The organism is Leyella lascolaii (assembly GCF_900079775.1).
Taxonomy (GTDB): domain Bacteria; phylum Bacteroidota; class Bacteroidia; order Bacteroidales; family Bacteroidaceae; genus Prevotella; species Prevotella lascolaii.
Genome location: NZ_LT556038.1, coordinates 474,830 through 499,203, shown reverse-complemented (window position 1 = coordinate 499,203; position 24,374 = coordinate 474,830). Strand labels below are relative to the sequence as shown.

Below are 24,374 nucleotides of genomic sequence, written 5' to 3'. Positions count from 1 at the left end.
AATCATGAATATGAAAATAAACAGACCCTGTCGGCGGTTAATTGCGCTTGTTGTCAGCCTATGTCCGCTTCTGGCTTACGCACAGCATGCGTATACTTTGGACGAATGCCTGGAACTGGCGTTGAAGAACAACGTACGCATCAGGAACGCCGATAACGACCTTAACGCCGCGAAATTGCAGAAGAAAGCGGCTTTTACAAATTATTTCCCGACGGTCAGCGCTTCCGGAGGAGGCTTCTTAGCGGACAAGGGACTGCTGGAGATGGATACGGAGTCGGGCAGGCTGTCGCTGGTGGATGACGGCATTGTGGGTGGCGTCACCGCCACCTTGCCGCTCTTTGCAGGAGGACAGATAGTCAACGCCAACAGACTGGCTGATGTAAATGTGGAGGTAAGCCGTCTGCTGCGCAGACAGTCTGAAAATGAAGTGAGACTGACGGTGGAGCAGTATTTCTGGCAGGTTGTGACACTGAAAGAGAAGCTGCGCACCATAAGTATGCTGCAATCGCAGCTCGAACAGATAAGCCGTGATGTGGAGGCGGCTGTGACAGCGGGAGTGACCGACCGCAATGACCTCCTGCAGGTGGAGCTGCGCAATAACGGGATGCGGAGCCGGCATATCTCCGTGTCTAATACTCTTGACGTGTCTCTGCATCTGCTGGCTCAATACATAGGTTGTCCGAAGGACGGTGCCGGACATTTCGATGTGGATTGGGAAATGGACGGCGCGCTTCCCCCGCGTCCCGATGAGCTTTACCGCTCGCCAGAATCATCGCTTCCGCTCACTGTGGAATACAGTCTGCTGGACAAACAGGTGGATGCCGGCAGGCTACAGCATAAGATGAGTATAGGAAAAAATATGCCTGTCGTGTCTGTGGGAGGAGGTTATGTCTATGAGAACCTGATGGACCGCAGACACTCGTTCTGGATAAGAGGGATCACCGTGAGTGTTCCGATAAGCAAATGGTGGGGCGGCTCGCATGAAATGAGACAGAAGAAACTTCAGGTGCGAAATGCGGAAAACCGGATGGCGGACCAATGCGAACTGCTTGTCATACGTATGCGAAATGCATGGAACGGAGTGAACGATGCATATAAGCAAGTGGAGATTGCCATAGAGAGCATAGGGCAGGCTGAGGAGAACCTGCGCCTGCAGTCAGACTATTATAAGGCTGGCACATGCACCATGAGCGACTTGCTCGAAGCGCAGACGCTCTACCAGCAAAGCCGCGACAAATATGTGGAAAGCTACTCTATGTATGAAATAAAGAAGAGGGAATATCTTCAGGCTACCGGCAGATGAGGGGTTGGAAAGGTTAATTCTTGACAGACAATCATGTATGAGACATGTAAGTGGTAAAAGAGATGAGACGTGATTGACAGAGACAAACTCATATAATCACAGACGGCATCGTGCTCCGGGCATGCCTGTGCGCCCGTTCCGCCTGATTGATTCCCTTCGCGTCTTGCCGCAGCGGGCTGCGCCGTCACCGGGACAGGGGCAGTCTGACGCCTGGTTAGGGTTTGATGGTCATCGGATGTCACGGCTCTGTATGAAGTAAAAAATATTGACAGAATATTTTGATGAAACAGATATGCCGTGATGTTGCGAAAGCTCCCGTCTTTCGCTATTTTCTTTCACTGACTTCGGAAAAAACGCATCACGCTCCATTGCGGTCATCCCGACATCACCTATACTGTCCTTTTTGCGAGGCGTCGGGTTGCCTTCTTTCCGCTTAGGATGAGATAAGGCGGTGCGGAAGAGCCTGTGTCATCATGCTATATGGGCTTTGTGGCGCGCTCATAAAGCCCATATCGCATGCCCATAAAGCCTTTCCTGACACGCGGAAAGTTGTCTCTATGTACGCTGTACTTGCAATGTGTTGATACTTAATGTTTTATGTCTATGCGCCAAAAACAGCGCATACGCAGACAAACGGCGGTCTGTTTGCCTCTGCGCGATTCTCAGAGACTTGTCGTTGTCCGTATAGTCCTCCTCATTAACACATATCTCGTGTACACGCCGTTAGTCCGCGACACATGAGGATACGCTTTTTCTTTGTCAGTATTGTCGCAATGCCCGCGTCCTGTTCCGTGTTTTTCACTAACAGCCTGAGAACGCATTAGTGCTAAATCCGGCTGACAGCAGCACGAAATAATAATGGAAGTCTAATGGTCGATTATGGTTTATGAAAACGAGACCGATAAACATAAAAAATTATATTGAGTGATATGTGGCTTTTAATGATTCTAATCTTGAGTAGAAAAGATGATTTATGATACTCAACAAAAGCCTTTAATTGGAATGTTTCTTGTACATTTCTAATTGCTCAGAATCACAATCCCATATCCAAGACTTATCTTTAGAATTGTAACAGTAATTCTTATCCGGACCAAATGTGATGGTCAGCCAATAAAAACCGTCTTTTCTCTGTTCGTAATAGAAAATATAATCCTTGTACTCATAGGTCTCATCAATTCCCTCGAAAGGAGCTCCTATCTCATGAAGTCCGATAGGTAACCGTCCGTTCTTGTCTTTGAAATCATCTACCATCCCGATAACTTCATTTGCTACTTCCTTTATCATATCCTCTTTACCAATTCCTAAGTTCCTTCCCATAAGATTCACGACCAAAAGAGGTAATGCTACCAGTAAAATGAATCCAAATGCCTTTGTTCTGTTAATCATTTGGCTATCTTATTGTTAACAATTGTCATCAAGGCAAATGCGGGTAAAGAAACGATGGCAAATCCGAAGCAGAACAATACATACCAACCGTTTATCGATGGATCTCCATTACTGACATTGTAAATTGTCAAAGCCAGGTACACGCAATTGGTCCATATGTATGTTCTGAATGCAATATACTTTGTATTTGGGGATGTGAGCCATGAAAGGAAAACCCCTAATGCCCAGCAAAGCAAAAAGGTCAGCTGAATTGTCCATAATGAAAACCAGTTAACTTGAGCCAACGCAAACCAAATTACCGCAGCTAAGCAGAAGGTTAACTCTCCACATACAAGAGATAATGCCTCAAATATCCAGAATCGTTTATCAGTCAGTTTCATCGTTTGCCTCCATTCCTGTTAATGAGCCAAAGTATACAACCCCAAAAAAGCACGTTCTCGCTGACAAGCAGAATATTGGTCAACGTGTCGGGAGAGTCGAAGCAGAATATCAGACAGAGCATGAATAAGAACATGACAACCGCCGAACCTATGAATTTACCAATCTGAACCATCATTTGCCGTATTTCTTTTTCAGGTATTCTCGGAGTTTGGGGGAATCTTTGCCTTGATACACATGATTGCGGTCGAAGACTGTCCAACTCTCACCATCCGGGAAATCAATCTTTTCAAAGCTGGCGGCATCGGCAGCCGGGATTATGGAATCCTGATAAAACACGTGTTTGTCATCTTTTCCATAATTAAAGTCCAGAGACGTTCCTCCCGCGAAGGATGTGACTTTGACAGGACTAAATGTTTTTGGATTTGCGCCTCTAACTAATTTATTAATCCACCATACATGCGACGCATCTTTATACCAGTTGTCGGAAATATGCTCGAAGGTTGCGACATCAGCGCCTTGAAGAATATTAAAATCCAAATCGTAAATATGCGTCCCGTCAGAATACATCAAACTTCCGAATCGAGTAAGTTTATTGTAATCTTTTATCTGTGTCGGTATTCCTTTTTGATAGACTCTATACTTATCTTGTCCTATAGAGAAATCTACCTCCCTGAATGTTGCCGGATCTGCACCTGGAATCTCCTCCCCCTTGAAAAATACTTTATATTTATCAGCGGCATAATATCCTGATTGAATCAGTCGCTGCGCGTCTATGGGATGAAATGTGGCGTAATCGATGTTAGGAATTACCGTGCCGTTCAGGTAATATCCATTATACTTGTCTTTCCCCCAATTTGTATTTTCACCTGAGTTGTCTTTCAGAATCTCAAATGAAGATTTATCTCTTACATTTAGAGCCTTACCATTATAATAAAAATCATTCTTATCTTCCGTCAATTCATAGGAATGAATCTTGAAAGAGGCAGGCTCCACTCCCTTCATTAATTCACCTTTATCATATACGTTAGATTTGTCAGCAGCAAAACCTTTTTCAAGTACTCGAAATGTATGTCCGTCCGCTCCTGTTATTATGTCTCCCAGATAGAAAGCATGCGTCTTATCTTTGCCATAATCATCATTCAGAATTTCAAATGTCTCGGGGTCGGCATTCACCTTCATTGAATGATGCCCGCTCCCCTCGTTCCATGTGTGCCATGTCACTTTCTTGCCGTCATTTTTATAACCGGTTGTACATGACGTGAGTATCAGTATACCCAGAACGAAGACTGATATTGGAAAGTGTGTCTTACATGACTTTATCTGTTTCATGTGCGTCCATTATTTGTAATTAAGAAAGTCAAAACTGATAATCTACATTCGATGTGATATATATCCCATGAGATTAGAGCATGAATGGTCAAAACGAGATTCTTGTCCGTGCCACAGAGAAAATACAAATCTCTTTAAAACCATTATGATACTATGCACAAATTGCTTAGCCGAACAAAAATAATATATTATCCTTCATTGGCATGGCTCTGCTGTTTCCTGTTTTCGTCACTTTTCCTATGCCATTTTGTATCTTTTCGATTTATAGGCATTTACATTATGTGTTAGGTATGAGGTGGTTTGGGCTCCTCGGGACGGTGGACTGCCTGTAGCTTTGCAAGGATATTTCATGCGACATAAACCTAAACTGGAGATTTGAGTCCCCCTTGGGCTATTCCCTTAAACACCTTATGGATATGTATTATTTGATTCTTACAAACACGCAAAGGAGTACTGTCTACAAAGCTGATGCCGGTACATTTGCCCCAAAGTACCTTCTCGATGAACAAGGCAAGAGGGATTGCTACCTCATGTTTTATCTCTACGAAACGGTTGTAATAGACAACTTGTGGAAAAAGATGACTCATATGCTTGCAGACCCGTTCAAGATAAAAGTGTTTGAGACAACGATAGCCCGAATCATGAAAAAGGATGATAATCATTATAACTTCCTCCCTTGACATGGTAGAAGAACGGTGATATTTCCGCTTTTTGAGTGTTTTGAGCATATATTTTGCCATCATTGCATCAAAAAAAACTTGCAGAAGTCGTCTGCCATACAGAATATTTCCGTAACTTTGTCCTTGGTGATCATAGCGATTATTGTTTGTAATTCTTTGTATTTTAGCAAATCGAAGTTACGAAAAGAGTGTAATTTATTGGAAATGAGCGTAGGTTAATTGCTCTTGATAGTAATAGGTTACGATTTAGTTAGTTATCTACTGCATTATCCTTCTGCGCGTTGCGTAACCTTCAAAGAACTCTTCGTATGCAAAAGTAGCTATTTAATTCGAGATTTTGATATAAACTCCCGTTTTTTATCCCCTCATTCATAAGAATTTTCCGTAAAAGCGGTATTGTCCGTCGGCACACCATTGCCCAAAACGAGTTTGGAACAAACGTGTGCCGACTACCGCATAGCTGGAGAAAAGGGCATTGCCTCACGCCTAAACGATGTTTAGACAGATGAAGCAATGCCCCTTTCTTTTGCGCCTATGCCAAGAGATGCTTTTACGGGTTTTCAAATGATTTTTCTTTTTTCGCTGTCTCTTTTGCCGGAAGCGGAAAGTGAATGCAGAGTGTGTCAGCCTGCCCCATGAATGAAACAGGCGCCCACACACAGCCGGACAAACCGGGAAGAATGATTGTTGCCACCCGGCTGAACAAGTTCCGTCGGATCGGAAACAATCATACTTCCTTTGTTGTGGTTTGCCCTTTTCACGCTTCCGGTGATGTCTTTTTCCTTTTGGTGATTCTTTTTTTTACGGATTTTCCCCTGAAGTTTTTTTCTACACAATCTGCCTCTGTTTTCGTTTACCTCCATTTTGCGCCTTTCAGTAAGCCGCATCAGTCAGTCATTTTCGTTCTGGGCGCAAAGGTAATTCCGGGATTGGACGGGAAAGCAAGGTCAAGCCTCCTGTTTTCGGTAAAAATCTCCAGCCCTGCGGGTAGTATTTTGACCGAAAAACCTTGCATTCCCTAATCCCTACCTTTTCAAGCACCCGAAACGAAAACGACCGATGCGACAGAAAGACGCATAAAAAAAATGTCGGATAAACGAGAGGCAGATAAGATAGTTTGAAACTCAACTCCCTCAGCTCTTGAATCCGCATTAAAAACAAAAAAATCAAAAACAGCGAAGATATGACGGCAACGGCAAATTTCAGACAAATGGCGCAACACATCGGGTTGGCGATATGCGGCTTGATGATGCGCACCGCCTTCGGGGTGTTCGGCATCCTTTGGGGCATCATCAGAGAGATTGTAAACGGAGTGTTCCGAGTGGCGATAGGTGTAATCGTGGCTATCCTTTCCACCATTGCCTTCTTTGGCTTCATCCTTTGGTTATTCACCCTTTAACCCTTACCGACATGGCAAAAAGAAACAGCAAGACGGCAGCGCAGCAGTGCAGATATTACGAGGTGGACAACATCTTCGTGTATATGGTGGAAACGTACATCAACGGCAATTTTGAAACTTTCCGAAGATTGTACCACGAACTGAACAAGGACGCACGGAGGGATTTCATGGACTTCCTTCTCAGCGAGGTAGAGCCGACCTATTGGAGAGAGATACTGAAACAGATAATCTAAAAATGACAGCGATATGAAAGGAACAGACCATTTCAAGAGAACGATATATATGTACTTGGAACAGCGTGCGGAGGAAGATGCGCTATTTGCAAAGAAGTACCGCAACCCTGCCAAGAACATGGACGAGTGCGTGACCCACATTCTGAACTATGTGCAGAAAAGCGGTTGCAACGGTTTCACGGACGGAGAGATATTCGGGCAAGCCATCCACTACTATGAGGAAAACGAGATAGAGGTGGGCAAACCGATGGACTGCCAAGTGGTTGTGAACCACGTTGTGAAACTCACGGCAGAGGAAAAGGCGGAGGCACGTCAGAACGCTGTCCGCAAATACCAAGAGGAGGAACTCCGCAAGTTGCAGAACCGCCACAGACCGTCAGCGAGAAAAGAAAACCAACCCCAACCCTCATTATTTGATTTAGGCTTATGAAACCGAAGACCAAGATACAGAAAGAGGTGGCAAGACTTTCCGCCAACCTTCGCCCCATATCAGCGACACAAATAGATTGGGCATACCGCCACTGCGTTGAGCATATCGGCTACCGCACCAAGAAAGGGAACATCACCTGTTCCGACTGCGGTCACGAGTGGCACAGCGACAGCGGACTATGCGACACCCTTGAAGGCTGCACCTGCCCCAAATGCCATGCCGAACTCAAAGTGCAGGACACACGCAGACGCATCTACAAGGAAACGCAGAATTTCAGCGTGATAACCACCTGCAAAGGGTATCAGGTAATCCGCGTGGCGCAGGTCAGATGCGAGAGCAGGAAAGGCGAACCGATGCGTTTCTACTGCCACGAGGTCGTGCAGCGTTGGATTTCACCCGACGGCAAGGTTACGGACATGGCGTTGCTCCGTGGCTTCCTTTTCTGCTATTGCGATGTGTGGGCATTAGGCAGCGATATGGAGGTAAGACCGCACAACAGCCTATACGATGATGTGGTGGCAAGAAGCTGTGCATATCCAAAGATGAGGATATTGCCCCAACTCAGACGTAACGGCTTCAAGGGCGATTTCCACGGCATCTCCCCCGTGCGTCTTTTCAAAGCCTTGCTTTCAGACCCAAGAATTGAAACCCTTATGAAAGGCGGTGAGATTGAGGTCATGAAACACTTTCTTTTCAATACCCGTACTGCCGATGAATGTTGGGCATCATATCTGATTGCCAAGCGTCACAAGTATCAGATAGACAACCTCTCAATGTGGTGCGACTATCTGCGTATGCTCAAAAAACTCGGTCAAGACCTCCGTAACCCGAAGAACATCTGTCCCGAAGATTTCATGGCGGCACACGACAACGCAACCCGAAAAATTGAAGCCATACACGAGAAGGAAAGAGCCGCAGAGCAACGCCGTTGGGAGATTGAAAGGCGTGAGCGTGAGCAACAGCGACAACTCCAACGAAAGAAAGATGCGGAGGATTTCATCGCCAACAAATCCAAATTCTTCGGCTTGGTAATCACGGACGAGGAAATAATCGTCAAGGTGCTTGAAAGCATAGACGAGTATTACAACGAGGGCAAGACGCAGGGCATCTGCGTGTTTGGCAGTGGATACTACAAGAAAGCCGACACCCTCATACTATCGGCAAGGATTGGCGATGAGATTATTGAAACCGTAGAGGTGGACTTGCGAACCCTCGAAGTGGTGCAGTGCCACGGCAAGCACAACCAGGACACCGAATATCACGAGCGCATCATAGACCTTGTGAACAAGAACGCCAACCTTATCCGTGAGCGGATGAAAGCGGCATAGCATAACCCCTAAAACAACATTGATATGGAAGTAAGAATTGAAAGTATGATTTGTGTGTGGGATGATGCAATCCCCACGATGTTCCTTGAATTTGTGAACCTCCTCACTCTCACAACGAGTGAGGGGGAATTGAGAAAGAGCGTAAAGGAGTTTGCCGAGAAGCACGAACTTGACAAGTTTTTCCTTTACGGCTTCGGCTCACACCATTTCTACCTGCACCAACGCTACACAAGCAACCCCGAAATGGTGATGAAGAACAGAGTTCTGTCAGTACATTTTTAACCATCTAAAAAGCAACATTATGACAACACGAATGACCATCAACGGAGTAAGCACCTGCGCGGAAGCAGGTACGGAGAAATACGAGCGTTTCCAATCGGGTATCGGAAGACGCAGGCGGACACTTGTGCAGTACGACTACCGCCACCCCATAGACAGAGAATTGTTCTCTTGTGTCAAACCCACGTTGGACGAGTGCCGAGCCGCACGGGACAAGTGGCTGAACGCAAAGAAGGGAAAGGAGGACAGACTATGAACACGACCTATCAAACGCTGATAGTCAAGTTCAGCGAACCTATCACGGCATTGGACGGTATCTTTGACGATACCGGAGCGTGGGGAACGGACACCCTCAAGGGGTGGATAGATGATTACGAAAGCACACGTTTCACCGCCACCGACAGCCATACGGCAGTCATCACGAGCGAGTACAATATGGAATGTGTGAAAGAGTGGCTACAACGGCAGACCCCCATTTCCGAAATGCGAGAATTTTGAACGGGATGGCGGTGTCCGCACCGCCAATACTTAAAACCCTAAAAACAAAAGATATGATAGCCAAGACGATATTACAGCAGATAGGCGGAAAACGCTTCACCGCCATGACAGGTAGCCGTGATTTCATAGATATGGGCAACGGCTTACGGATGAGCCTTGCAAGGAACAAAACAAGTGCCAACCGCCTTGACATCATCTATGACGAAGGGGCAGACCTCTACAATATGCGCTTCTACCGCAGGACGTTCAGCAAAAAGACCTTTGAGTGCAAGACAAAGGACATTGCCGTACACGAGGGTATCTATTTTGATATGCTGGAGGAAATGTTCACGATGGTGACGGGACTTTACACACGCTTTTGAGTGGCGGGGCGGCGAGAGCCGCCCTACTTTCTTTCAGTGAGCATGATGGCGGACAAAGAAAGTAGCAAAGAAACCTTTGTCCAATCTGCGATAACTAAAAAATCCGCAAGTAAAACTTGCGGAGGCTATATATTGGGTCGTTATTTTTTGGTGGAGGGGAATGATAATCTCGAACCGTTGAACTACACATTTCTGCTTCGTCTCCATTTCCCCCAACGATTTGATACGTTCAATCATTTTTGTTGTTCCTTTCTGAATTTTCCTAAATACTTTCTTCATAATTTCGCTATACTTTTTATGGTTAATAACTATGTTTTGTATTGCTCTCACAACACTTACAACTTGAAGTGTTATTTGGAAACCGATAGGCAAAAATGGCTCAACGATGTCAATTAACGAGAAAATCCTACGATAATCTATCAAGTGATAGAGCAAAAGACGTGCCAAGTTAAATATGGCACGTCTTTTGCCAGTTTTGTCAGTCCTTTTATGGGATATACAACAGCGCAAACTCCGCCTTTCTCCGTTTGAGCAGCATGGCGTGGCGTTTTCCTTTGTAGTTGCAGAAGGCTATATACTCACGGTAGATGTTCCTGTCACCAGCTTCCAGCTTCTTGATTAAGGTGCTTTTGGGGATTGTTTTGCTGCCTAACAGCTTCGCCGGTCCCACATTGTAAGCTAACGTGCCAAGCAAAATCGAATCAACCCCGAATTTACGGAACATGGCGACAAATTTGCGCAGGTCTTTCCGCAAAAGTTCATCCGCATCCCGTTTTGTCATGGTTCGTGCCGAATACTTCTCGTTTGGCAAAAGTTTGTGACCCCAACCGACGTATGGGTAGTGTTTTTCTGAGTGCCAGCCTTCAAAGTAGCGGCAGCATAAAAAAGCACGTTCCATAAGCGGCAGTCGGTAGATTGCCGCCTGCCCGTCCGTTCCCTCTTGGCGGCTGATCTGCGCGGACACAGAACAGACCGTCAGAAGTGAACAGAGCATTGTCATGAATACACGCATCATTTCAACAAGGGGCTGAAGTTGCCGATGGGAACGATGGTAAGATCGTCGTCCTTTACATTCCTGTTGTTGAAGTCAAATTCCAGTTCGTAGGAGTTGCTAAAGTTATCCTCCACCACCACGATGAAATTATGCGCCTCATCACCCGCCGCCGTGTAGTACAGGCGGAATTTTTCGTTCTCCAGCAGGTAGCGGTCGTTAGGCAGGAAGGTGATGCCGTTATCCATTTTGAGCGAGCCTTCCCCCTCGAACTGGAAATAGCGGATGGTATAGAGCGTACCCGAAAAGTCGCCCTCCTTTTTCAGTTCACAGCGGATTTCCACTGTCTGCCCCTTTACTACCTTGTTCGGCACGGGCATGACCTCCACCGTGAAGGGATAGGACTGCTGGATGTCCATGTCATCGTCACATGACACGAGGGTGAATGACATGGCGGCTATCAGGCATAACGCCACTGCCTTGAATATTGATGTTCTCTTGTTTCTGTTGTTCAGTATGTTCATTGTTCTTCGATTTTTAGATGGTTGTTTTTCTGTTTTTTCGTTGTCAGTTGCAGGTACTCGTTCAAGTCCTTGCAACCGTCATAGAGGGAGGAACGGTCGGTGACACGTTCCCCGTATCGCATGGTAAGTGCGGCAAGCGTCCGCCGTCCGGCTTCGTCACGGTCGAGGAAGCAGCCGATGCGCCCGTATCCGTCCAGCAATCCCGCCGCCTTCTCCACGTTGGCGACTGAGTTCAGCACAAGACAGTCAGCGTTACCGGTTACACCAAGCGTCACGGCAGAGAGAAAGTCCATGAAGCCCTCGAACACGAGGCACTCGTCAGCCGGGATGTCATTCGCCTTTACCAGTGATACAGACTTCGGAGGTATGCAACCCTTGAAATATCGGCTTCTGACTTCATAGCCACCTGCCATGTTCGGAAAGCCAACGGCAAAATACCGTTTCCCACGCACACCGTAGTTCAAGCGGCAGCAGTGACGGGATGCGATGGCGTAAGGGATGCCCCGTTCCTCTAAATACTCCGTCAGCAGTGAGCGGAGCAGCGGAGCGACCTCCACATCCTCAAAAACGGATTCGGTCGGCTTCGAGAGATAGACGGGCTTTTCCCATCCGGCAACCGTCATATTGGCGGCTTCCGCTATGAACTTCGCTTGCTTCATGAAGTCATCGCTTTGCAGAAACTCCCCGGCAAGCGTGAAGATGTCGCCGCCCTTGCCCAAACCGAAGTCGTACCAGAGCTGTTTCGCCACGTTCACACGGAAAGAGGATGTGCGCTCGCCCCTGTACGGGGCAAGATACCACAGCTCGTTACCGCTCCTTCTGACAGGCTCATGCCCCAGCCGTGCGAGAAAATCCGCAAGCGGCATCCTTCTGACAGCATCTATTTCCGTCCTTTCCATGCCCGTGTCAGTTGATGATGAACTTGATACCGACCCCGAACTGCGTGTGGAACTTCCGTGTGTCGCCACCCCAAAGGCAACGCTCCCGCAGGTTGGCAAGCAGGGCGATACGGTCTGCCACGTAACACTCCACATCGAGCGTCAGCGCACCGCCGTAGATGAAGGCGTCCCGGTCGTGCAGCGTGGAGCCGTCATGCAGCACCTTCTTCCCCCAATTTACCGCCTCATATCCGGCGAGAGCCGAAGCCCCGGCATAGACGAAAACAATCTTTCGGGCGTCCGACAGTATCTTGAAGTAATAGCCGCCCTCCGCCGTGAACTGCGCCACGGGTATCTTGGTGTCCTTGTAGGGATTGTTCTTCAACAGGTATTCGCCACCGAACACCCACTTGTTCCCCTTCTTCGTGTAGGTGGAGAGAGCCGCCCCGAAGCTGTACCCGCCGTCCTTGCCGCCGAGATTGAAGCCGTCCGCCATGTCCGCCCTCACCTCGATGCCCTGCATCTTCGGCAGACACCGCTGGGCGTGCGCCTGCCCTGTAAAAAGGGCAAGCGACGCGATGATTATTGCGATGTACTTTCTCATGGTCAGCGTACTTGAAGTTCGTTGATGGTACCCGCGCGTACCAAATCCTCGTTCTCAATCACGAAGGACTGGTGACGGCCGCCGTTCTTCTCGTTCAATTCCACCACGAGGCACTTGTCATCGGGGATGGTGAACTTCGCCATCGTGAAGACCGTGCGCTCGCTCTTTTTGCCCGGCACGAGGGTGGCGTAGTTCTGCGCGCGGAGCGGCAGAATAATCTGCTCCTGCACGGCAGTACGCTTCGCAACCTTCTTGTCCACGATTTTCCAAGTGATGTAGTCCACATCGAAAGGCACGTTGCTCTGGTTCTTTATCTCCGTGTGGAAATAAAGCAAGCCGTTGTGCGTGTAGATGCCTTTCAACAGGTATTGGATGCCGAAACGCTTGCAGCCGATATGCTTCACCTCGCGCTTGTTCTGTTTGTGGATGGACTTCATGATAAGGCGCACCAGCATCGGGCTTTCGCTGCCCAGCTCTTTCAGATAGATTTCCTGCGCGTTGTTCGGGCGGTTCACCGTGCTGCCGTCATGGATGAAGTCGCACATCTCCACGTTGAGCAACAGCGGTTCGGCGGCGTACTTCACGTTGAAGGTGTAGAAACTGCCGTCCTCCGTGATGACGGACATATTCGTTTCGTTGGGAAAATTCCTTACGGTAGCCTTCACACGGATGATGTTCTCCGCTCCGTCGGCTTTCCCGGCAATCAGGTCGGGCGAGCCTAAATCGACATAGCGCACCTCCGCCGGAAAAATGACGTGGACGGTCTTGTCGTAGGTCACTTCCAGACCGTGCGGCGGTATCATGCGGTCGAAGGTCAGCTTGCGTGACAGCCCGTGATATAGGTCGCCGTCCGCCTCCTTCTGCGGATAGACCTCCTTCGTCAAGGTCGGTTGTTCACTTCCGTTGGTCGTTTCAACGGTTACATTCTCCTGCGCGTTGGCAGTTATGATGCCCATAGCGAGGGCAAACATGATGATTACTTTTCTCATTACTTTTGGATTTTAGTGGTAATTTTTATTGTTTTCAATATTTTTCTTGGTAAAGCATGACCCTGTACCCGGCTTTCAGATGCACCTTGACGGTTCGCATCTTTTTGGCGATGTACTGGCTCGTGCCTTGTATCAGCCCCTTGCCCAAGTCGGAGGCGAGCTGCGCCCCGGCATTGGTGGAGATGTTGATGCTGCTTCCCAGCGAGCCGCCCATGTTGGCGGCGACCTCCCGGACGGCGTTCATCTCCATCGAGTTCGGGATGAAGATGCCGGGCTGTCCGTCCGTGTCATAGACCGCAAGCTCCACGGGGATAATCGTGCCGTCGTATTCCAGCGAGGTAATCTCGATGTCGAGCCGCTCACCCTGTATCTTGCCCGTGCCGACCACCACCGCACCCCGGGGTATTGTCCTGCCTGCCACCGCCATAGGCTCCAGCAGGCGCAGCCTTACCGTCTGCCCGTCCGTCACGCTCTGCGCCCCATGCACGCACGCCGGTATGGTGTTCCTGTCCAATACCTCCGCCGTGCCGACAGCCGTGTTGAAACCCCGGTTGCGTTCCTGCGATAAGGCGGCGACAAACTCCGCGTTACTCATAGGCTGTGAGAGTGAAGAAACTACTTGATGCTCCACCTGTCTGATAGGCATTGCCTTGTTCTTCTTCCCTTTCTGCACGGTAGTTGGCTCTGCCCTCTGTTCCGCCGATGGCTGTCCTCCGTTCTGACCGCCCATGTACTTTGCCGCCAGCTCGTAGGACTTCTCCATAAGAGCCACCTGCTCGTCCATAGAGGAAGCCTTGCCCCTCTCGCTTTCCAGTTCCGACTCCAGCGATGCGATGCGCTCCAACAATTCGTCCATCTCCGCATTGTCGTTTTTCGGCTGGTCGTAGAAGTTTCCGAGCGTGGCGTTCAGGTCACGGTAGGCGGCTGCGGAGGACTGGATGGTCTGCGGCGTGGCTGGCTTTGCCCTTTCTTCCTTGCCGCCCGGATTGGCGAGGTCGAAGTCCACTCCGTTCTCCGTTCCCGCTATCTCGCGGTCGAACATGTCGCCCAGCTGCCCGATGGCACGGTTGCGGCTCTCCTGACGCTCTTCCATCTCCCCATGCTCGTAGGCTTTCAGCTTGTCGCCGATAATCTGCCGGTTCGCCTTGTCAGCGTCGGGCATCTCGGTGTTGTATCCGTCCGTTCCCGGCGGTTGCTCCTTGCCGGAGGACGGGGCGAATATCAGCCACATCGCCCCGATGAACACCAACACCATAGCGGGCAGCACGATCATCTTCTGCCGTTTCAGCCGTTGCGCCTCTGTCAGCGGTTCGCGCTCCTTTTTCGGTTTCCCCGTTTCGGGAGCAGCTTTGTTCTCTTTCGTCGGTTCATTCTTTGTCTGTTCCATATAAATAAGGTGTTAAGTGATTGCCTGTTTCCGCCGGGGTCGGCAGTTCCACCCGTCCGGCGTGTCCCGTTTCCATATGTGAGCCGTCGTTCCTGCCGATGTCATAGACGGCTCTGCCGAAGGTGTAAAGGGCAAGCACCGCGAAGGCGGCGAACATCCCCAGCACGATGCGGCGGCGTGTTTCCGGCGGCAAGCCGTCCAGATACCCTTTGAGACTTGCCGCCAAGCGTTTCCGTTTGTCGTGGAGTTTCCAATACATGCCCCACATTGATTTTCTGATACTTTTCATGTCCTGTTACCGTTTGATAGTCTGTAAATCCTTGTTCTCAATGATGGTGAAACCCTCGATGGTAAAACCGTTCGGGTTGTCATCCGACCGCGATGCGTTCAGCAGGCGGCAGGTGGTCACGAGGCTGCGCTCGGTGACGTTGCTCTGCCGGATGATTTTCTGTGTGGCGTAGGTCACGGCACGGTAGGGATAGGCGTTGAAGTCGCACACCACGCTGTCCACCTTCAGCACTTGGTTGATGTTCCCGGCGATGATGCGGTTGTAGTACCCCTTCTCCGCGAAGTCCGAATAATAGTGGTACACGCTCTTGTCCGCCAGCAGCAAGGCACGTTTCACGTTGTGTTCAATCGCGCTTTTTTCAGGTGATAGCGTGAAGAACATCTCGTGGAAACGGCGCACATGTTCCCGTGCCTCCGCCGGGCGGTTCTGCGACAAATCCTGAGACAAGGCGAGCATCAGGCTCTTGCCGTTGTCCAGCACATAGATTTTCTCCCGTTGCTTCTCTGCGAAACGGTAGGAGTTCCACACGCTCCACACCGTCACCACGGCGCACAGCGAGAGGAAGACGATACCGAACAGGCGTATCTGCCTGAACGACGATTCGATGTTTCTAAGTGATTTGAATTCCATTTATATTTTCCAATTTATGATTGCACATTGATTATTTCAGCAATTTGCCGACACGTCCGACTGCGTTTCCTGCGGCTGCACCCGCCACGCTGCCCGCCATGCTTCCGGCTCGTCCCGCCATCTGGTTCACGTTGCGACCGTAACCGCCCATGCCTCCGGCTTGGATAATCCAGCCCGCAACGGTGGGAATGGTAAAGTAGCCGATGATGCCGATGCAGAGGAATACGATATACACCCCGTCGCTCGAATCCAGCGAGAAGTTCGGGTCTGCCTGCATCCGCTCGATGTCGTTTTGCAGCATCAGAACCTGTATCTTCGCCAGTATGGTGCTGAACATGTCCGATACCGGTAGCCACAGATAGACCTGTATATAGCGGCATATCCACTGCGTGAGCGTGTTTTGGAAACCGTCCCATACCGACAGGGCGAAGGCTATCGGACCGAGAATCGCCAGCACCACGAGAAAGAAGGTGCGGACGGTGTCTATCACGAGGGCGGCGGCTTGGAACAGCAGTTCGAGTATCTCGCGGAAGAAGTCGCGGATGCTCTTCTTCATGTTGTACATTCCCCGGTCGATATACATTCCCGCCATCGTCACCATGTCGGAGGGCGACCAGCCGAGTTCCTCCAGTTGCTTGTCAAATTCCTCGTTGGACACGAGGTAGGCGGTTTCGGGGTTGCGTACCATCGCCTCGTATTCCAGTTTGTCCTTCTGCTCCCGGTATCGGTTCATGTCCAGCGTTTCCGCCTCCAGCATCTTTGCCGTGCCCTGTACGACGGGTGAGAGGATGCTGTTTATCGTGCCCAGCACCACAGTCGGGAAGAACATGATGCACAGACCGATGGCAAAAGGACGGAGCATCGGGAATACGTCTATCGGTTCAGCTCTCGCCAGCGACTGCCATACCCGGTAGGCGACGTAGAACAGCGCACCCAGCCCGGCGATGCCTTTCGCCACACCAGCCATGTCCCCACACAGCGGCATCATCTGCTCATAAAGTGAACGTAAAATCTGATGAAGGTTGTCGAACTTCATAGGCTACCAGTATCTTTCGTTCATGTTCCCGTACAGCCCCATGATGCGGTCGAGGTCGTTCTTCTTTTTCGCACGCAGGTAACTCACGGAGATGTTCTTGTTCGTGTAGTAGCTCACGAGGTTGCGGTAACGCTTCATCTTCGAGTGGCAGCGTTCCACCACGTCCATGCGCTCCTTGTCGGTCATGGAGAGCGTGGTGATGTTCACCACGTTCCTGAGTTCCGTCAACACTTCGTTGCTTTCCTCCAGCAGTTTCGTGTAGCCGAAAGCGATTGCGGAAAGCTCTTCGGGTCTGAAATTCCCGTCACGGAGCATCCGTTGGAAACTGTTCACATAGATGTCTGTGATGTCGCCCACCATCAGGATGGTCTGCTGCACCTTGCGGGCGTCCTTGACCAGATTGTTCACCGATTTGAGGGCATCGTAATACTTCTTGCCCTGCTGATAGATTTTCACCGTCTCCTGAAAGTTGCTCACCATGTTCGTGGCGGTCTTGGAGGTATGGATGATGTTTTTGGAGGCATTGATGATGCCCTGCGCTAGATTGCCCGGATCGCTTACGACCCACTGTGCGCTTGCCCTGCCCGCGAAAAGCAGGCACAGGCAGATAATCATTGTTATTCTTGTTCTCATGTTACTTTGGATTTTAGTGGTTGTTATTCTTCGGTCGGATGTCCCGGCTGCGGCTTCACCCGCACATAGTCCCCGTTTGGCGAGAAAGTCAGCACATCCGTGGCCTCGTTGTAGGACACGTCGATGCGGAAGCCGGTGTTCATGAACAGGTTGCCGTTCTCCTCCTGCAAGAGATAGGTTTCCGGCTTGAGCTTGCGGCGCAGACCGCTACGACGGAACACCGTCACTTTGTAGGCTTCGCCCTCCTTGTAGATAAGCACGTCAGGTTTTCCCTCCACGCTCTCCCAGTTCCCGCACAGCATGTCGCGGCGGTTGTCGGCCACGTCGCAGGATTGCAGCATCATGACCGCCAATCCGATAAGGCACTTGCTGACTTGCAGCATTTTCACTTTTGGTAAATTCATACGCGTTTTTCTTTTTTGGTTGATACATTCTGTTTTTTAGTTATTCCTTGTTTCTCCGCCTTTCGGCAAGCTGCCGGATGGCGGCTTCGATGTCGTCGCCCAGCTTCTCCGCCAGACGGTAAACCTCCACTTTTTCCGTTTCCTCGGTGGTGTACGCCAGATACTCTTCCGCGCTGACCTCCGTGGCATAGACCGCCGACTGCGTGCCGCCCAAGCCTATCCACACCTCCTTGTAGAGCCGTGAAGGGTTGTTCGCCATGTTGATGGAGAGTATCTGCGACTTCTCCTTTTCCGTCAGTCCGAGCAACGCCTGTATCTGGTCGAACTTGTTCATATATTTCCTTTGGTCAAGCAGGATTTTACAATCCGAGTTGTTGATAATGCTCTCTTTGACCACCGGAGAACTGATAATGTCGTCCACCTCCTGCGTCACCACGATTGCCTCGCCGTAATATTTTCTGACCGTCTTATACATATAGCGCAGATATTCAGCCATGTTCGCCGATGAGAGGGCCTTCCAAGCCTCTTCCACGATAAGCTGTTTCCGCACGCCTTTCAGCCGCCGCATCTTGTTGATGAAGGCTTCCATGATGATGATGGTCACGACGGGGAACAGTTCGCGGTTTTCTTTAATCGAATCTATCTCGAAGACGATGAACCGCTTGCCGAGCAGGTCGATGTTCTCCGTGGAGTTGAGCAGGAAATCGTAACGCCCGCCCCGGTAATACTGCCGCATGGTGGTGAGCATGTTGTCGATGTTGAAGTCGGACTTCTCCACCTTGATGTCACGCTGTGCCAGTTCCTTGCGGTAGTCGTCACGCATATACTCGTAGAAGGTGTTGAACGACGGCACGATGCTACGGTCGGATTGGATGCGCTCAATATAGGCACTCACGGCACTGCCCAGCTCGCCGCTCTCCGTCTTTGTCACCTTGTCGTCCTCCGACTTCCAGAGCGTCAGCAACAGGGTCTTGATGCTGTCCTTCTTCTCCACGTCGAAGATGTAATCGTCGGTGTAGAACGGGTTGAAGCTGATGGGCTTATCTTCCGTGTAGGTGAAATACACACCGTCCGCTCCGCCTGTCTTGCGTCGGATCATGCCGCACAAGCCCTGATAGGAGTTTCCCGTGTCCACCAATACCACATGTGCGCCTTGCTCATAATATTGGCGCACGAGGTGGTTCATGAAGAAAGACTTGCCGCTGCCCGAAGGACCCAGCACGAACTTGTTGCGGTTGGTCGTGATACCTCGCTTCATGGGCAGGTCGGAGATGTCAAGGTGCAGCGGTTTTCCCGTGAGCCTGTCCACCATCTTGATGCCGAAGGGCGAGAGCGAGCTGCGGTAGTTGGTTTCCTCTGTGAACAGGCACACCGCCTGTTCGATGAAGGTGTGGAAACTCTCTTCCGCCGGGAAGTCCGCCGCATTGCCGGGTATCGCCGCCCAGTAGAGTGTCGGGCAGTCGATGGTGTTGTGGCGCGGCACGCATTCCATGCTTGCCAACTGGCTGCCCACGTCGTTCTTGATATGCTTCAGTTCCTCCGCATCGTCGCTCCACGCCATGACGTTGAAGTGTGCCCGTACCGAGGTCAGTCCGTAGGAATGGGCTTCGTTCAGGTATTGGTCTATCCACTCGCGGTTGATGCTGTTGCTCCTTGAATAGCGAGATAGCGACTGCATGTTACGGGCGGACTTCTCGAACTTCTGCAAGGTTTCCTCACTGTTGTCTATCAGCACATACTGGTTGTAGATATGGTTGCAGGAGAGCAGAAGCCCCACCGGGGAGGCGAATGACAGTCGGCAGTCACTCCGGTCGGTGGAGAGCTTCTCGTAACGGGTGTCGGTAGCCACCTTGCCCGGCAGGTCTTCCGCGTCGGAGAGGGTGTGCAGACACAGGCGGTTGTCGCCGATGCGCATCTCCCTTGCCGAAAGCTCGATGTCCTGCAAGGTGGTGTCACCTTCCGGCATGAGCGAGAAGTAGCGTTCAATAAGTCCCGTCTTTCCCTCAGTACCCACAATCTCATCGGTGGAGAGGCGGCGCAGCCTGACAAGCCCGCTGTCGTTCATGATGCGCTCGAACTGTTCGCAGGCTTCCAAGAACTTGGTCGTGGTTTCCCTGTCCAGCTCCTTCGGGATGATATGTCCCCGGCACAGCGTGCTGAAATTGCTCTGCATCCGGTTACGCTCCTTTGTTGTCTTGGTCAGGTAGAGGTAGCAGGTGTGTTTCAGGTACGGACGCTCGTTGAAGTGACGCTCGAAAGAGCGGCTTAAAAAGCTCATGTCGTCCTTCTGAAGCTCCGGTTTGTAGCGTTCCTTGATGAACCAGTCCTGTTTGTGGACGACGGAGTAGTCCGGCAGCACCTTGATAGCCTTGCACCAGCAACTGTGTATCGCCTCGTACTCCGCACCCGTCACGGTGTAAAGTTCCGGTAGTTCCACCTCGAAAGCCACCGTGATGTCGGCGTCCTTTGAGATGATGCAGCCATGCTCCACCGCTAAAAGTGGGAACCTGTTTTCCAGTGTTGTCATTTTCGATGTATTCCTCATTGTCTTTCTTCCTTTCGTTGTCGTTTGAACAGACGGGTTATCCGCCGCCGGTTGATAAGGTATCGGGGATGGCTCCGTGCCGCTCCTAATTTCATCAGCCCGTGTTCACCGTACCGGGCGTTCAGCGCGAAGGTCTGCCATACAAGGAGGGAGGACGATGCCGCGCCGAAGCCGATACATATCCACTGGTCGATACCGACCATGTAGAGGATGACGAACAGGACGAAGAGAGCCAGCAGACCTCCGCAGAAGATGAAGAGGTACTGTGCCTTCAAGCCCTTGAACTCTACCGGACGGCCGATACCCTTGTTGATTGGGTATTCAGCCATACATTATTTATTAAAGGAAGAATGAGCGCAGGATGGTGGCGGCAACAATCAGGAAGATGCACGCGCCGAACCACGAGGCGGCTGTCTTGCTGGTGTCGGGGTCGCCCGATGAAAACTTGCCGTACACTTTTACGCCCCCGATAAGCCCGACGACTGCACCGATGGCGTATATCAGTTTAGTTCCGGGGTCGAAATAAGAACTCACCATAGAGGTGGCTTCGTTGATGCCCGCGATGCCGTTTCCCTGCGCGAAAGCGGAGGCGGTTGCGGCGATGACAAGTGCCGCGGAGAGGATTGCTTTTCTGTTTTTCAAGATGTTCTTGTTCATAAACTGTTCTTGTTTTTTGCCGTCAAAAGGGTGGATGGTCCTTTGTCGGGCGGTTGATACTTTGTTTCTTTACTTTGGTTTTAGTGGATGCCCGTTTGTTTCCACGGACGTGGGCGTGTCCGTTGCGGATGGGGATGCGCCTTGCGTTTCCTCGCCGCGTGGGTTGATGTCATTCTTTCATGTTCATTTCTTTTATTGTTGTCATACATAGTTGCGAATGTCGAACTCCTCGATGTTGTCCGGCACGACGAACTCCTTTTCAGATTTCTTCAGCCGAATCTCGATAAGCCCCTTGATGCGGATGCCTATCTCCGAAGAGCCTTCCATCATTTTCTCGTACAACTCCGTGCCCTCCATGTCGGTGAACACCTTAGCCGCCTTTTCACGTTCCGCCTGTGTCGCGTCCGGGTTTTTGGCGGTCTTGCAGGCGTCGTCAATCTCGTCAAAGCTGCTGCCCGAAGCCCGTGGCGTGTCCGAGGCGTCCTCTTCCGGTTCGTCGTCCCCGTATCCCAGTTCCTCCGGCGGTATGCTCGTGAAGGTCTCATCGAGTTTTTCCTCCGGGACTTGTGCCGGGCGGGATGCGTTTCCCGTTTTTCCGTCGTCAAAAGTAGCCTCTTCCTCCGACAGCTCAATGCCTTTTTCAATAGTGGCGGCTTCTTGCGTCGGTATGGCAGCGGTTGTCCGGGTGGATGCCATCCTGAAACGGCTCTTGCCGATGATGTCCGCCTTTTCCGCAGGGACTTCCTCGTGTGCCGCTATGCGTTTAGCCTCATTCCCGTCCAGTGACCGCCATAATCCGACAATGCCCTTGAAGAAGCGGACAATCCGCGTGTCCATGATGCGCTCGTAAAGGAGCAGGAACAGGAACCAGAGGTTGCAGCCGACCGATACCGCCAGCAGAATGTCTGTCATGCTGATTGTGTAATTCATATCCTTCCGTTTTTGGTTAGAATACTGAATTGTAATTTCGGGCATAAAGGCTCTTTATCGCATCTTCGCACTGGTTGAAGTGGTGCGTCAGCACATGGTCGATGTAAGCGGACAGCGTAAGCCGGTCATGCCCGATTACACGGGTGATACGCATGATACGCTCGTGGTACTCCGGGCGCACATACGCCATCTTCCCCTCACGTGCCTTTACTTCCGGGTCGCGGATGAACAGGCGTTCATAGTCCTTCTCACTGCATTTGCCGCTTACCGGGACAGGCGACAGTATTTCCACACTCGCCTGCACTTGGGTAAACATACCTCCGCAGTCTTGCTGTGGTCTTTTTTCATTCGGTGTCATTTCTTTTTCCATTTTCAAATCAGATCTTCACGTTGTTTCTTGTACAGTTCGTTGATTCTCTCCTTGTGCTGTTCCAGATGCTGGCGCAGCACGGTATCCACATATCCGCCTACTGAGATTTCCCCTCCGGCGATGTCGTTCACGATTCTGAGGATCTTGCCGTGGACGTCACGGCTGATATAGACACATTGGCGGGTCTTTATCTCGTTGCGGCGCAGGAATAGCTCGTTGTAGTCCTCGTCCTGCCTTTTCCGGCGTCCACTTTCCCTCTGCGCTTTTTCCCGTGTTACGGGTTGCACAGGAGATGGTTCCGGTGCGGCGGTGTCCTCTTCGGTCGGTGCAGCTGCGGGTACTTCCTGTGCGGGGCGCAGTGTCCCGTCCTGTGTGCGCCGCCCGATGGAGGCTAACAGCAGTTCCTCGTCGATGCCTTCCGTGTTCACTTTCCTGCTGCCCATGCTCACTGCGGTCTGATGATGTCGCTTATCTCTTCGGAAAACTCCCGGATGCCACTCCCTTTCAGCAGTGCCGTGTCCATCGGGAAGATGGTGGAGCGGAAAACGCTCTTGCGCTCTTCCGAAAGGTCACGGCGGAACTTCTTGCTGTCGGGCAAGCGGGTGGAAAGTACCGGAAAGCCCATTTCGGCTATCACTTCCTCGTAGATGCCGTACAAGTCGTTCCTCTCCCTGCCGTCCACCATCGTCCAGAACAGATGCAGCCCCTTTGTTTTCGCCTGTCCGGTAGTCATCAGCCTGTCGCGGAACATCGTGACGAATTTCAGGGTACTCTCCACGACAAAGCGGTCGGCACTCAGCGGAGTGAAAATGTAGTCCATCTGCGAGAGCGTCTTTATCACGCCGTTGCTTCGGAGTGTGCCGGGCATGTCGAAGAACACCACGTCGGGTTTCACGTCCTCAGTGGCAATCATCCTCTCGGCATCGTCGAGGGCGTTCACCGCATTGCTTTTGACGATGGTGTAGGCGTTCTTTTTGATCCGGCGGAAATGGTCGCAAGCGAGAGCCTTGAAGTAGGTGCTGCTGTCGATAAGCCCCATTTCGTGTTCGCGCAGCCCGTGGATGCTGTGCTGCGGGTCGTCGCAGTCCACGACGGCGACATTGTAGCCTTTCACGTTGTGCAGGTAGCTGGCGGCAAGTGCCGTGACAGTGGATTTGCCGATGCCACCTTTCTGTGTTGCGAATGCAACGAAGATTTCCTTACTCATAGTTCCATTTATTTTAATTGTTGATGATTTGTTTTTCTGTTTCCATACGGATTTGGCTGTCGCACCATCCGCTTCCGTGACTACACACGCAGGCGGGTCGTCGCGTATCCGGTTCTGTGGTGAAGCGGTGCGTCGGACAAATGGTGATTGACGACATTGCGTCATGAAGTCATTGAATCCATACGTCACCGAATTGTCGGAGAACCGGGTTTCCGACGGTTCGGGTATCCGTTTCGGCAAGTATCCGAAGAAGCGGATTTCCGGGTATTTGAATGTTCCGTTTATCATATCTTCAAATCGTTCGTTTCTTGAATCATGCTGCAAATAAACAAGTATATTTTGGAACCTGTATCACTTCTCCGGCAAGTGGCGGCACGTTGCGCCGGTTGGCAGTCATTGACCGGGTCAAGCATCTGTCCGATACCGCTTTAAGGGCGTAACTTTGCACCCGGACAGCAGGGTTCGCCGATGACGCGCGGCCCGGAGTCCTGAAAGGTATTTTCCCAATCCGTCCCCTGACGGATTTTTATGTTCACCTGAACATAGCAAGATGTCTTTTCAGCCGCTCAAAATATTTTGAGCAGCCACGAAAAGCACTTGCCCTTGCAGGGGGCGGGCTTTCCCTCCGAAGTCGGGAAGCCTTTCAGAACTGCGGTGCTGTAATCCGAAGCGGCGGCTTATGCCGTCAATCC

At 50.8% G+C, this 24,374-nt stretch carries 33 protein-coding genes and 1 pseudogene; 10 read left to right on the top strand and 24 right to left on the bottom strand.

The window, feature by feature from the left end:
* The first annotated feature begins 10 nt into the window (after positions 1-10).
* Entirely contained in the window at positions 11-1,303 is a 1,293-nt protein-coding gene (locus tag BN4609_RS07935; RefSeq protein WP_068856365.1) for a TolC family protein, read from the top strand.
* A gap of 993 nt (positions 1,304-2,296) precedes the next feature.
* Here BN4609_RS07935 and BN4609_RS07930 read toward each other — a convergent pair.
* The 5 genes and pseudogenes from BN4609_RS07930 to BN4609_RS15750 form a co-directional block, all read right to left on the bottom strand.
* Positions 2,297-2,689 (bottom strand): hypothetical protein, encoded by a 393-nt coding sequence (locus BN4609_RS07930; protein WP_068856027.1) that lies wholly within the window; start codon positions 2,687-2,689, stop codon positions 2,297-2,299.
* On the bottom strand, positions 2,686-3,069 hold the full coding sequence (locus tag BN4609_RS07925; protein WP_068856025.1) for a hypothetical protein: 384 nt from the start codon (positions 3,067-3,069) through the stop codon (positions 2,686-2,688). Before BN4609_RS07925 ends, BN4609_RS07930 begins: the two co-directional genes overlap by 4 nt.
* The gene (locus BN4609_RS07920; protein WP_068856024.1) at positions 3,066-3,245 is read right to left on the bottom strand and encodes a hypothetical protein; all 180 of its coding nucleotides are present in this window, start codon (positions 3,243-3,245) and stop codon (positions 3,066-3,068) included. The genes BN4609_RS07925 and BN4609_RS07920 overlap by 4 nt, the downstream gene beginning before the upstream one ends.
* Positions 3,242-4,399 (bottom strand): DKNYY domain-containing protein, encoded by a 1,158-nt coding sequence (locus tag BN4609_RS07915; protein WP_068856022.1) that lies wholly within the window; start codon positions 4,397-4,399, stop codon positions 3,242-3,244. Before BN4609_RS07915 ends, BN4609_RS07920 begins: the two co-directional genes overlap by 4 nt.
* A 380-nt stretch (positions 4,400-4,779) precedes the next feature.
* Positions 4,780-5,213: pseudogene (locus BN4609_RS15750) on the bottom strand (transposase); the annotation flags it as partial.
* Between the two features lie 501 nt (positions 5,214-5,714).
* Between BN4609_RS15750 and BN4609_RS16755 the strand changes: the two are divergent.
* From BN4609_RS16755 to BN4609_RS07865, 9 genes are all read left to right on the top strand, one after another.
* Entirely contained in the window at positions 5,715-6,101 is a 387-nt protein-coding gene (locus tag BN4609_RS16755; RefSeq protein ID WP_009126113.1) for a hypothetical protein, read from the top strand.
* Positions 6,102-6,262: 161 nt separating this feature from the next.
* Positions 6,263-6,478, top strand: coding sequence for a hypothetical protein (locus BN4609_RS07900; protein WP_004291535.1), 216 nt, complete (start codon positions 6,263-6,265; stop codon positions 6,476-6,478).
* 11 nt (positions 6,479-6,489) lie between these two features.
* Entirely contained in the window at positions 6,490-6,711 is a 222-nt protein-coding gene (locus BN4609_RS07895; protein ID WP_004291534.1) for a hypothetical protein, read from the top strand.
* A gap of 13 nt (positions 6,712-6,724) precedes the next feature.
* Complete coding sequence (locus BN4609_RS07890) at positions 6,725-7,141, top strand: PcfK-like family protein (RefSeq protein ID WP_004291533.1); 417 nt, start codon at positions 6,725-6,727, stop codon at positions 7,139-7,141.
* A complete protein-coding gene (locus BN4609_RS07885) occupies positions 7,138-8,469 on the top strand; it encodes a PcfJ domain-containing protein (protein ID WP_004291532.1) in 1,332 nt (443 codons plus the stop codon). Before BN4609_RS07890 ends, BN4609_RS07885 begins: the two co-directional genes overlap by 4 nt.
* Before the next feature lie 24 nt (positions 8,470-8,493).
* Entirely contained in the window at positions 8,494-8,751 is a 258-nt protein-coding gene (locus tag BN4609_RS07880; protein WP_004291531.1) for a DUF8466 domain-containing protein, read from the top strand.
* Between the two features lie 19 nt (positions 8,752-8,770).
* Positions 8,771-9,004, top strand: coding sequence for a DUF3873 domain-containing protein (locus BN4609_RS07875; protein ID WP_004304291.1), 234 nt, complete (start codon positions 8,771-8,773; stop codon positions 9,002-9,004).
* A complete protein-coding gene (locus BN4609_RS07870) occupies positions 9,001-9,246 on the top strand; it encodes a DUF6956 domain-containing protein (RefSeq protein ID WP_004291529.1) in 246 nt (81 codons plus the stop codon). The genes BN4609_RS07875 and BN4609_RS07870 overlap by 4 nt, the downstream gene beginning before the upstream one ends.
* 53 nt (positions 9,247-9,299) lie before the next feature.
* Positions 9,300-9,608: a hypothetical protein gene (locus BN4609_RS07865; protein WP_004304290.1), complete on the top strand. Its 309-nt coding sequence runs from the start codon at positions 9,300-9,302 to the stop codon at positions 9,606-9,608.
* A gap of 33 nt (positions 9,609-9,641) precedes the next feature.
* On the opposite strand, the gene BN4609_RS17165 is transcribed toward BN4609_RS07865, so the two are convergent.
* The 19 genes from BN4609_RS17165 to BN4609_RS07770 form a co-directional block, all read right to left on the bottom strand.
* On the bottom strand, positions 9,642-10,031 hold the full coding sequence (locus BN4609_RS17165; protein ID WP_004291527.1) for a hypothetical protein: 390 nt from the start codon (positions 10,029-10,031) through the stop codon (positions 9,642-9,644).
* Between the two features lie 64 nt (positions 10,032-10,095).
* Positions 10,096-10,623: a glycoside hydrolase family protein gene (locus BN4609_RS07855; RefSeq protein ID WP_004291526.1), complete on the bottom strand. Its 528-nt coding sequence runs from the start codon at positions 10,621-10,623 to the stop codon at positions 10,096-10,098.
* A complete protein-coding gene (locus tag BN4609_RS07850) occupies positions 10,620-11,123 on the bottom strand; it encodes a DUF3872 domain-containing protein (protein WP_004291525.1) in 504 nt (167 codons plus the stop codon). Before BN4609_RS07850 ends, BN4609_RS07855 begins: the two co-directional genes overlap by 4 nt.
* Positions 11,120-12,022 carry a DUF8464 domain-containing protein gene (locus tag BN4609_RS07845; RefSeq protein WP_004291524.1) on the bottom strand — a complete coding sequence of 301 codons (903 nt, stop codon included), beginning with the start codon at positions 12,020-12,022 and terminating at the stop codon, positions 11,120-11,122. The genes BN4609_RS07850 and BN4609_RS07845 overlap by 4 nt, the downstream gene beginning before the upstream one ends.
* 7 nt (positions 12,023-12,029) lie before the next feature.
* Positions 12,030-12,605 carry a conjugal transfer protein TraO gene (locus BN4609_RS07840; protein ID WP_004291523.1) on the bottom strand — a complete coding sequence of 192 codons (576 nt, stop codon included), beginning with the start codon at positions 12,603-12,605 and terminating at the stop codon, positions 12,030-12,032.
* A gap of 2 nt (positions 12,606-12,607) precedes the next feature.
* Positions 12,608-13,594 (bottom strand): conjugative transposon protein TraN, encoded by a 987-nt coding sequence (gene traN, locus BN4609_RS07835; protein WP_004291522.1) that lies wholly within the window; start codon positions 13,592-13,594, stop codon positions 12,608-12,610.
* Positions 13,595-13,628: 34 nt separating this feature from the next.
* Complete coding sequence (traM, locus tag BN4609_RS07830; protein WP_004291521.1) at positions 13,629-14,981, bottom strand: conjugative transposon protein TraM; 1,353 nt, start codon at positions 14,979-14,981, stop codon at positions 13,629-13,631.
* Positions 14,962-15,249, bottom strand: coding sequence for a TraL conjugative transposon family protein (locus BN4609_RS07825; RefSeq protein WP_018697145.1), 288 nt, complete (start codon positions 15,247-15,249; stop codon positions 14,962-14,964). The genes traM and BN4609_RS07825 overlap by 20 nt, the downstream gene beginning before the upstream one ends.
* A 27-nt stretch (positions 15,250-15,276) precedes the next feature.
* Positions 15,277-15,900 carry a conjugative transposon protein TraK gene (traK, locus tag BN4609_RS07820; protein ID WP_004291519.1) on the bottom strand — a complete coding sequence of 208 codons (624 nt, stop codon included), beginning with the start codon at positions 15,898-15,900 and terminating at the stop codon, positions 15,277-15,279.
* A gap of 31 nt (positions 15,901-15,931) precedes the next feature.
* Positions 15,932-16,936 carry a conjugative transposon protein TraJ gene (traJ, locus tag BN4609_RS07815; RefSeq protein ID WP_004291518.1) on the bottom strand — a complete coding sequence of 335 codons (1,005 nt, stop codon included), beginning with the start codon at positions 16,934-16,936 and terminating at the stop codon, positions 15,932-15,934.
* 3 nt (positions 16,937-16,939) lie between these two features.
* The gene (locus tag BN4609_RS07810) at positions 16,940-17,569 is read right to left on the bottom strand and encodes a DUF4141 domain-containing protein (RefSeq protein WP_004304283.1); all 630 of its coding nucleotides are present in this window, start codon (positions 17,567-17,569) and stop codon (positions 16,940-16,942) included.
* Between the two features lie 23 nt (positions 17,570-17,592).
* On the bottom strand, positions 17,593-17,973 hold the full coding sequence (locus BN4609_RS07805) for a DUF3876 domain-containing protein (protein WP_004291516.1): 381 nt from the start codon (positions 17,971-17,973) through the stop codon (positions 17,593-17,595).
* Between the two features lie 40 nt (positions 17,974-18,013).
* Entirely contained in the window at positions 18,014-20,518 is a 2,505-nt protein-coding gene (locus tag BN4609_RS07800) for a TraG family conjugative transposon ATPase (RefSeq protein WP_004291515.1), read from the bottom strand.
* Positions 20,515-20,847, bottom strand: coding sequence for a DUF4133 domain-containing protein (locus BN4609_RS07795; RefSeq protein WP_004291514.1), 333 nt, complete (start codon positions 20,845-20,847; stop codon positions 20,515-20,517). Before BN4609_RS07795 ends, BN4609_RS07800 begins: the two co-directional genes overlap by 4 nt.
* Positions 20,848-20,857: 10 nt before the next feature.
* Positions 20,858-21,175 (bottom strand): DUF4134 domain-containing protein, encoded by a 318-nt coding sequence (locus BN4609_RS07790; RefSeq protein ID WP_002560983.1) that lies wholly within the window; start codon positions 21,173-21,175, stop codon positions 20,858-20,860.
* Positions 21,176-21,376: 201 nt separating this feature from the next.
* Positions 21,377-22,105, bottom strand: a complete 729-nt coding sequence (locus tag BN4609_RS07785; RefSeq protein WP_004304280.1) for a hypothetical protein — start codon at positions 22,103-22,105, stop codon at positions 21,377-21,379.
* Between the two features lie 16 nt (positions 22,106-22,121).
* Positions 22,122-22,475, bottom strand: coding sequence for a DUF3408 domain-containing protein (locus BN4609_RS07780; protein WP_004291505.1), 354 nt, complete (start codon positions 22,473-22,475; stop codon positions 22,122-22,124).
* Positions 22,476-22,477: 2 nt separating this feature from the next.
* On the bottom strand, positions 22,478-22,918 hold the full coding sequence (locus tag BN4609_RS07775; protein WP_004291503.1) for a DUF3408 domain-containing protein: 441 nt from the start codon (positions 22,916-22,918) through the stop codon (positions 22,478-22,480).
* A gap of 2 nt (positions 22,919-22,920) precedes the next feature.
* On the bottom strand, positions 22,921-23,970 hold the full coding sequence (locus BN4609_RS07770) for a ParA family protein (RefSeq protein WP_004291492.1): 1,050 nt from the start codon (positions 23,968-23,970) through the stop codon (positions 22,921-22,923).
* Between the last annotated feature and the right edge of the window lie 404 nt (positions 23,971-24,374).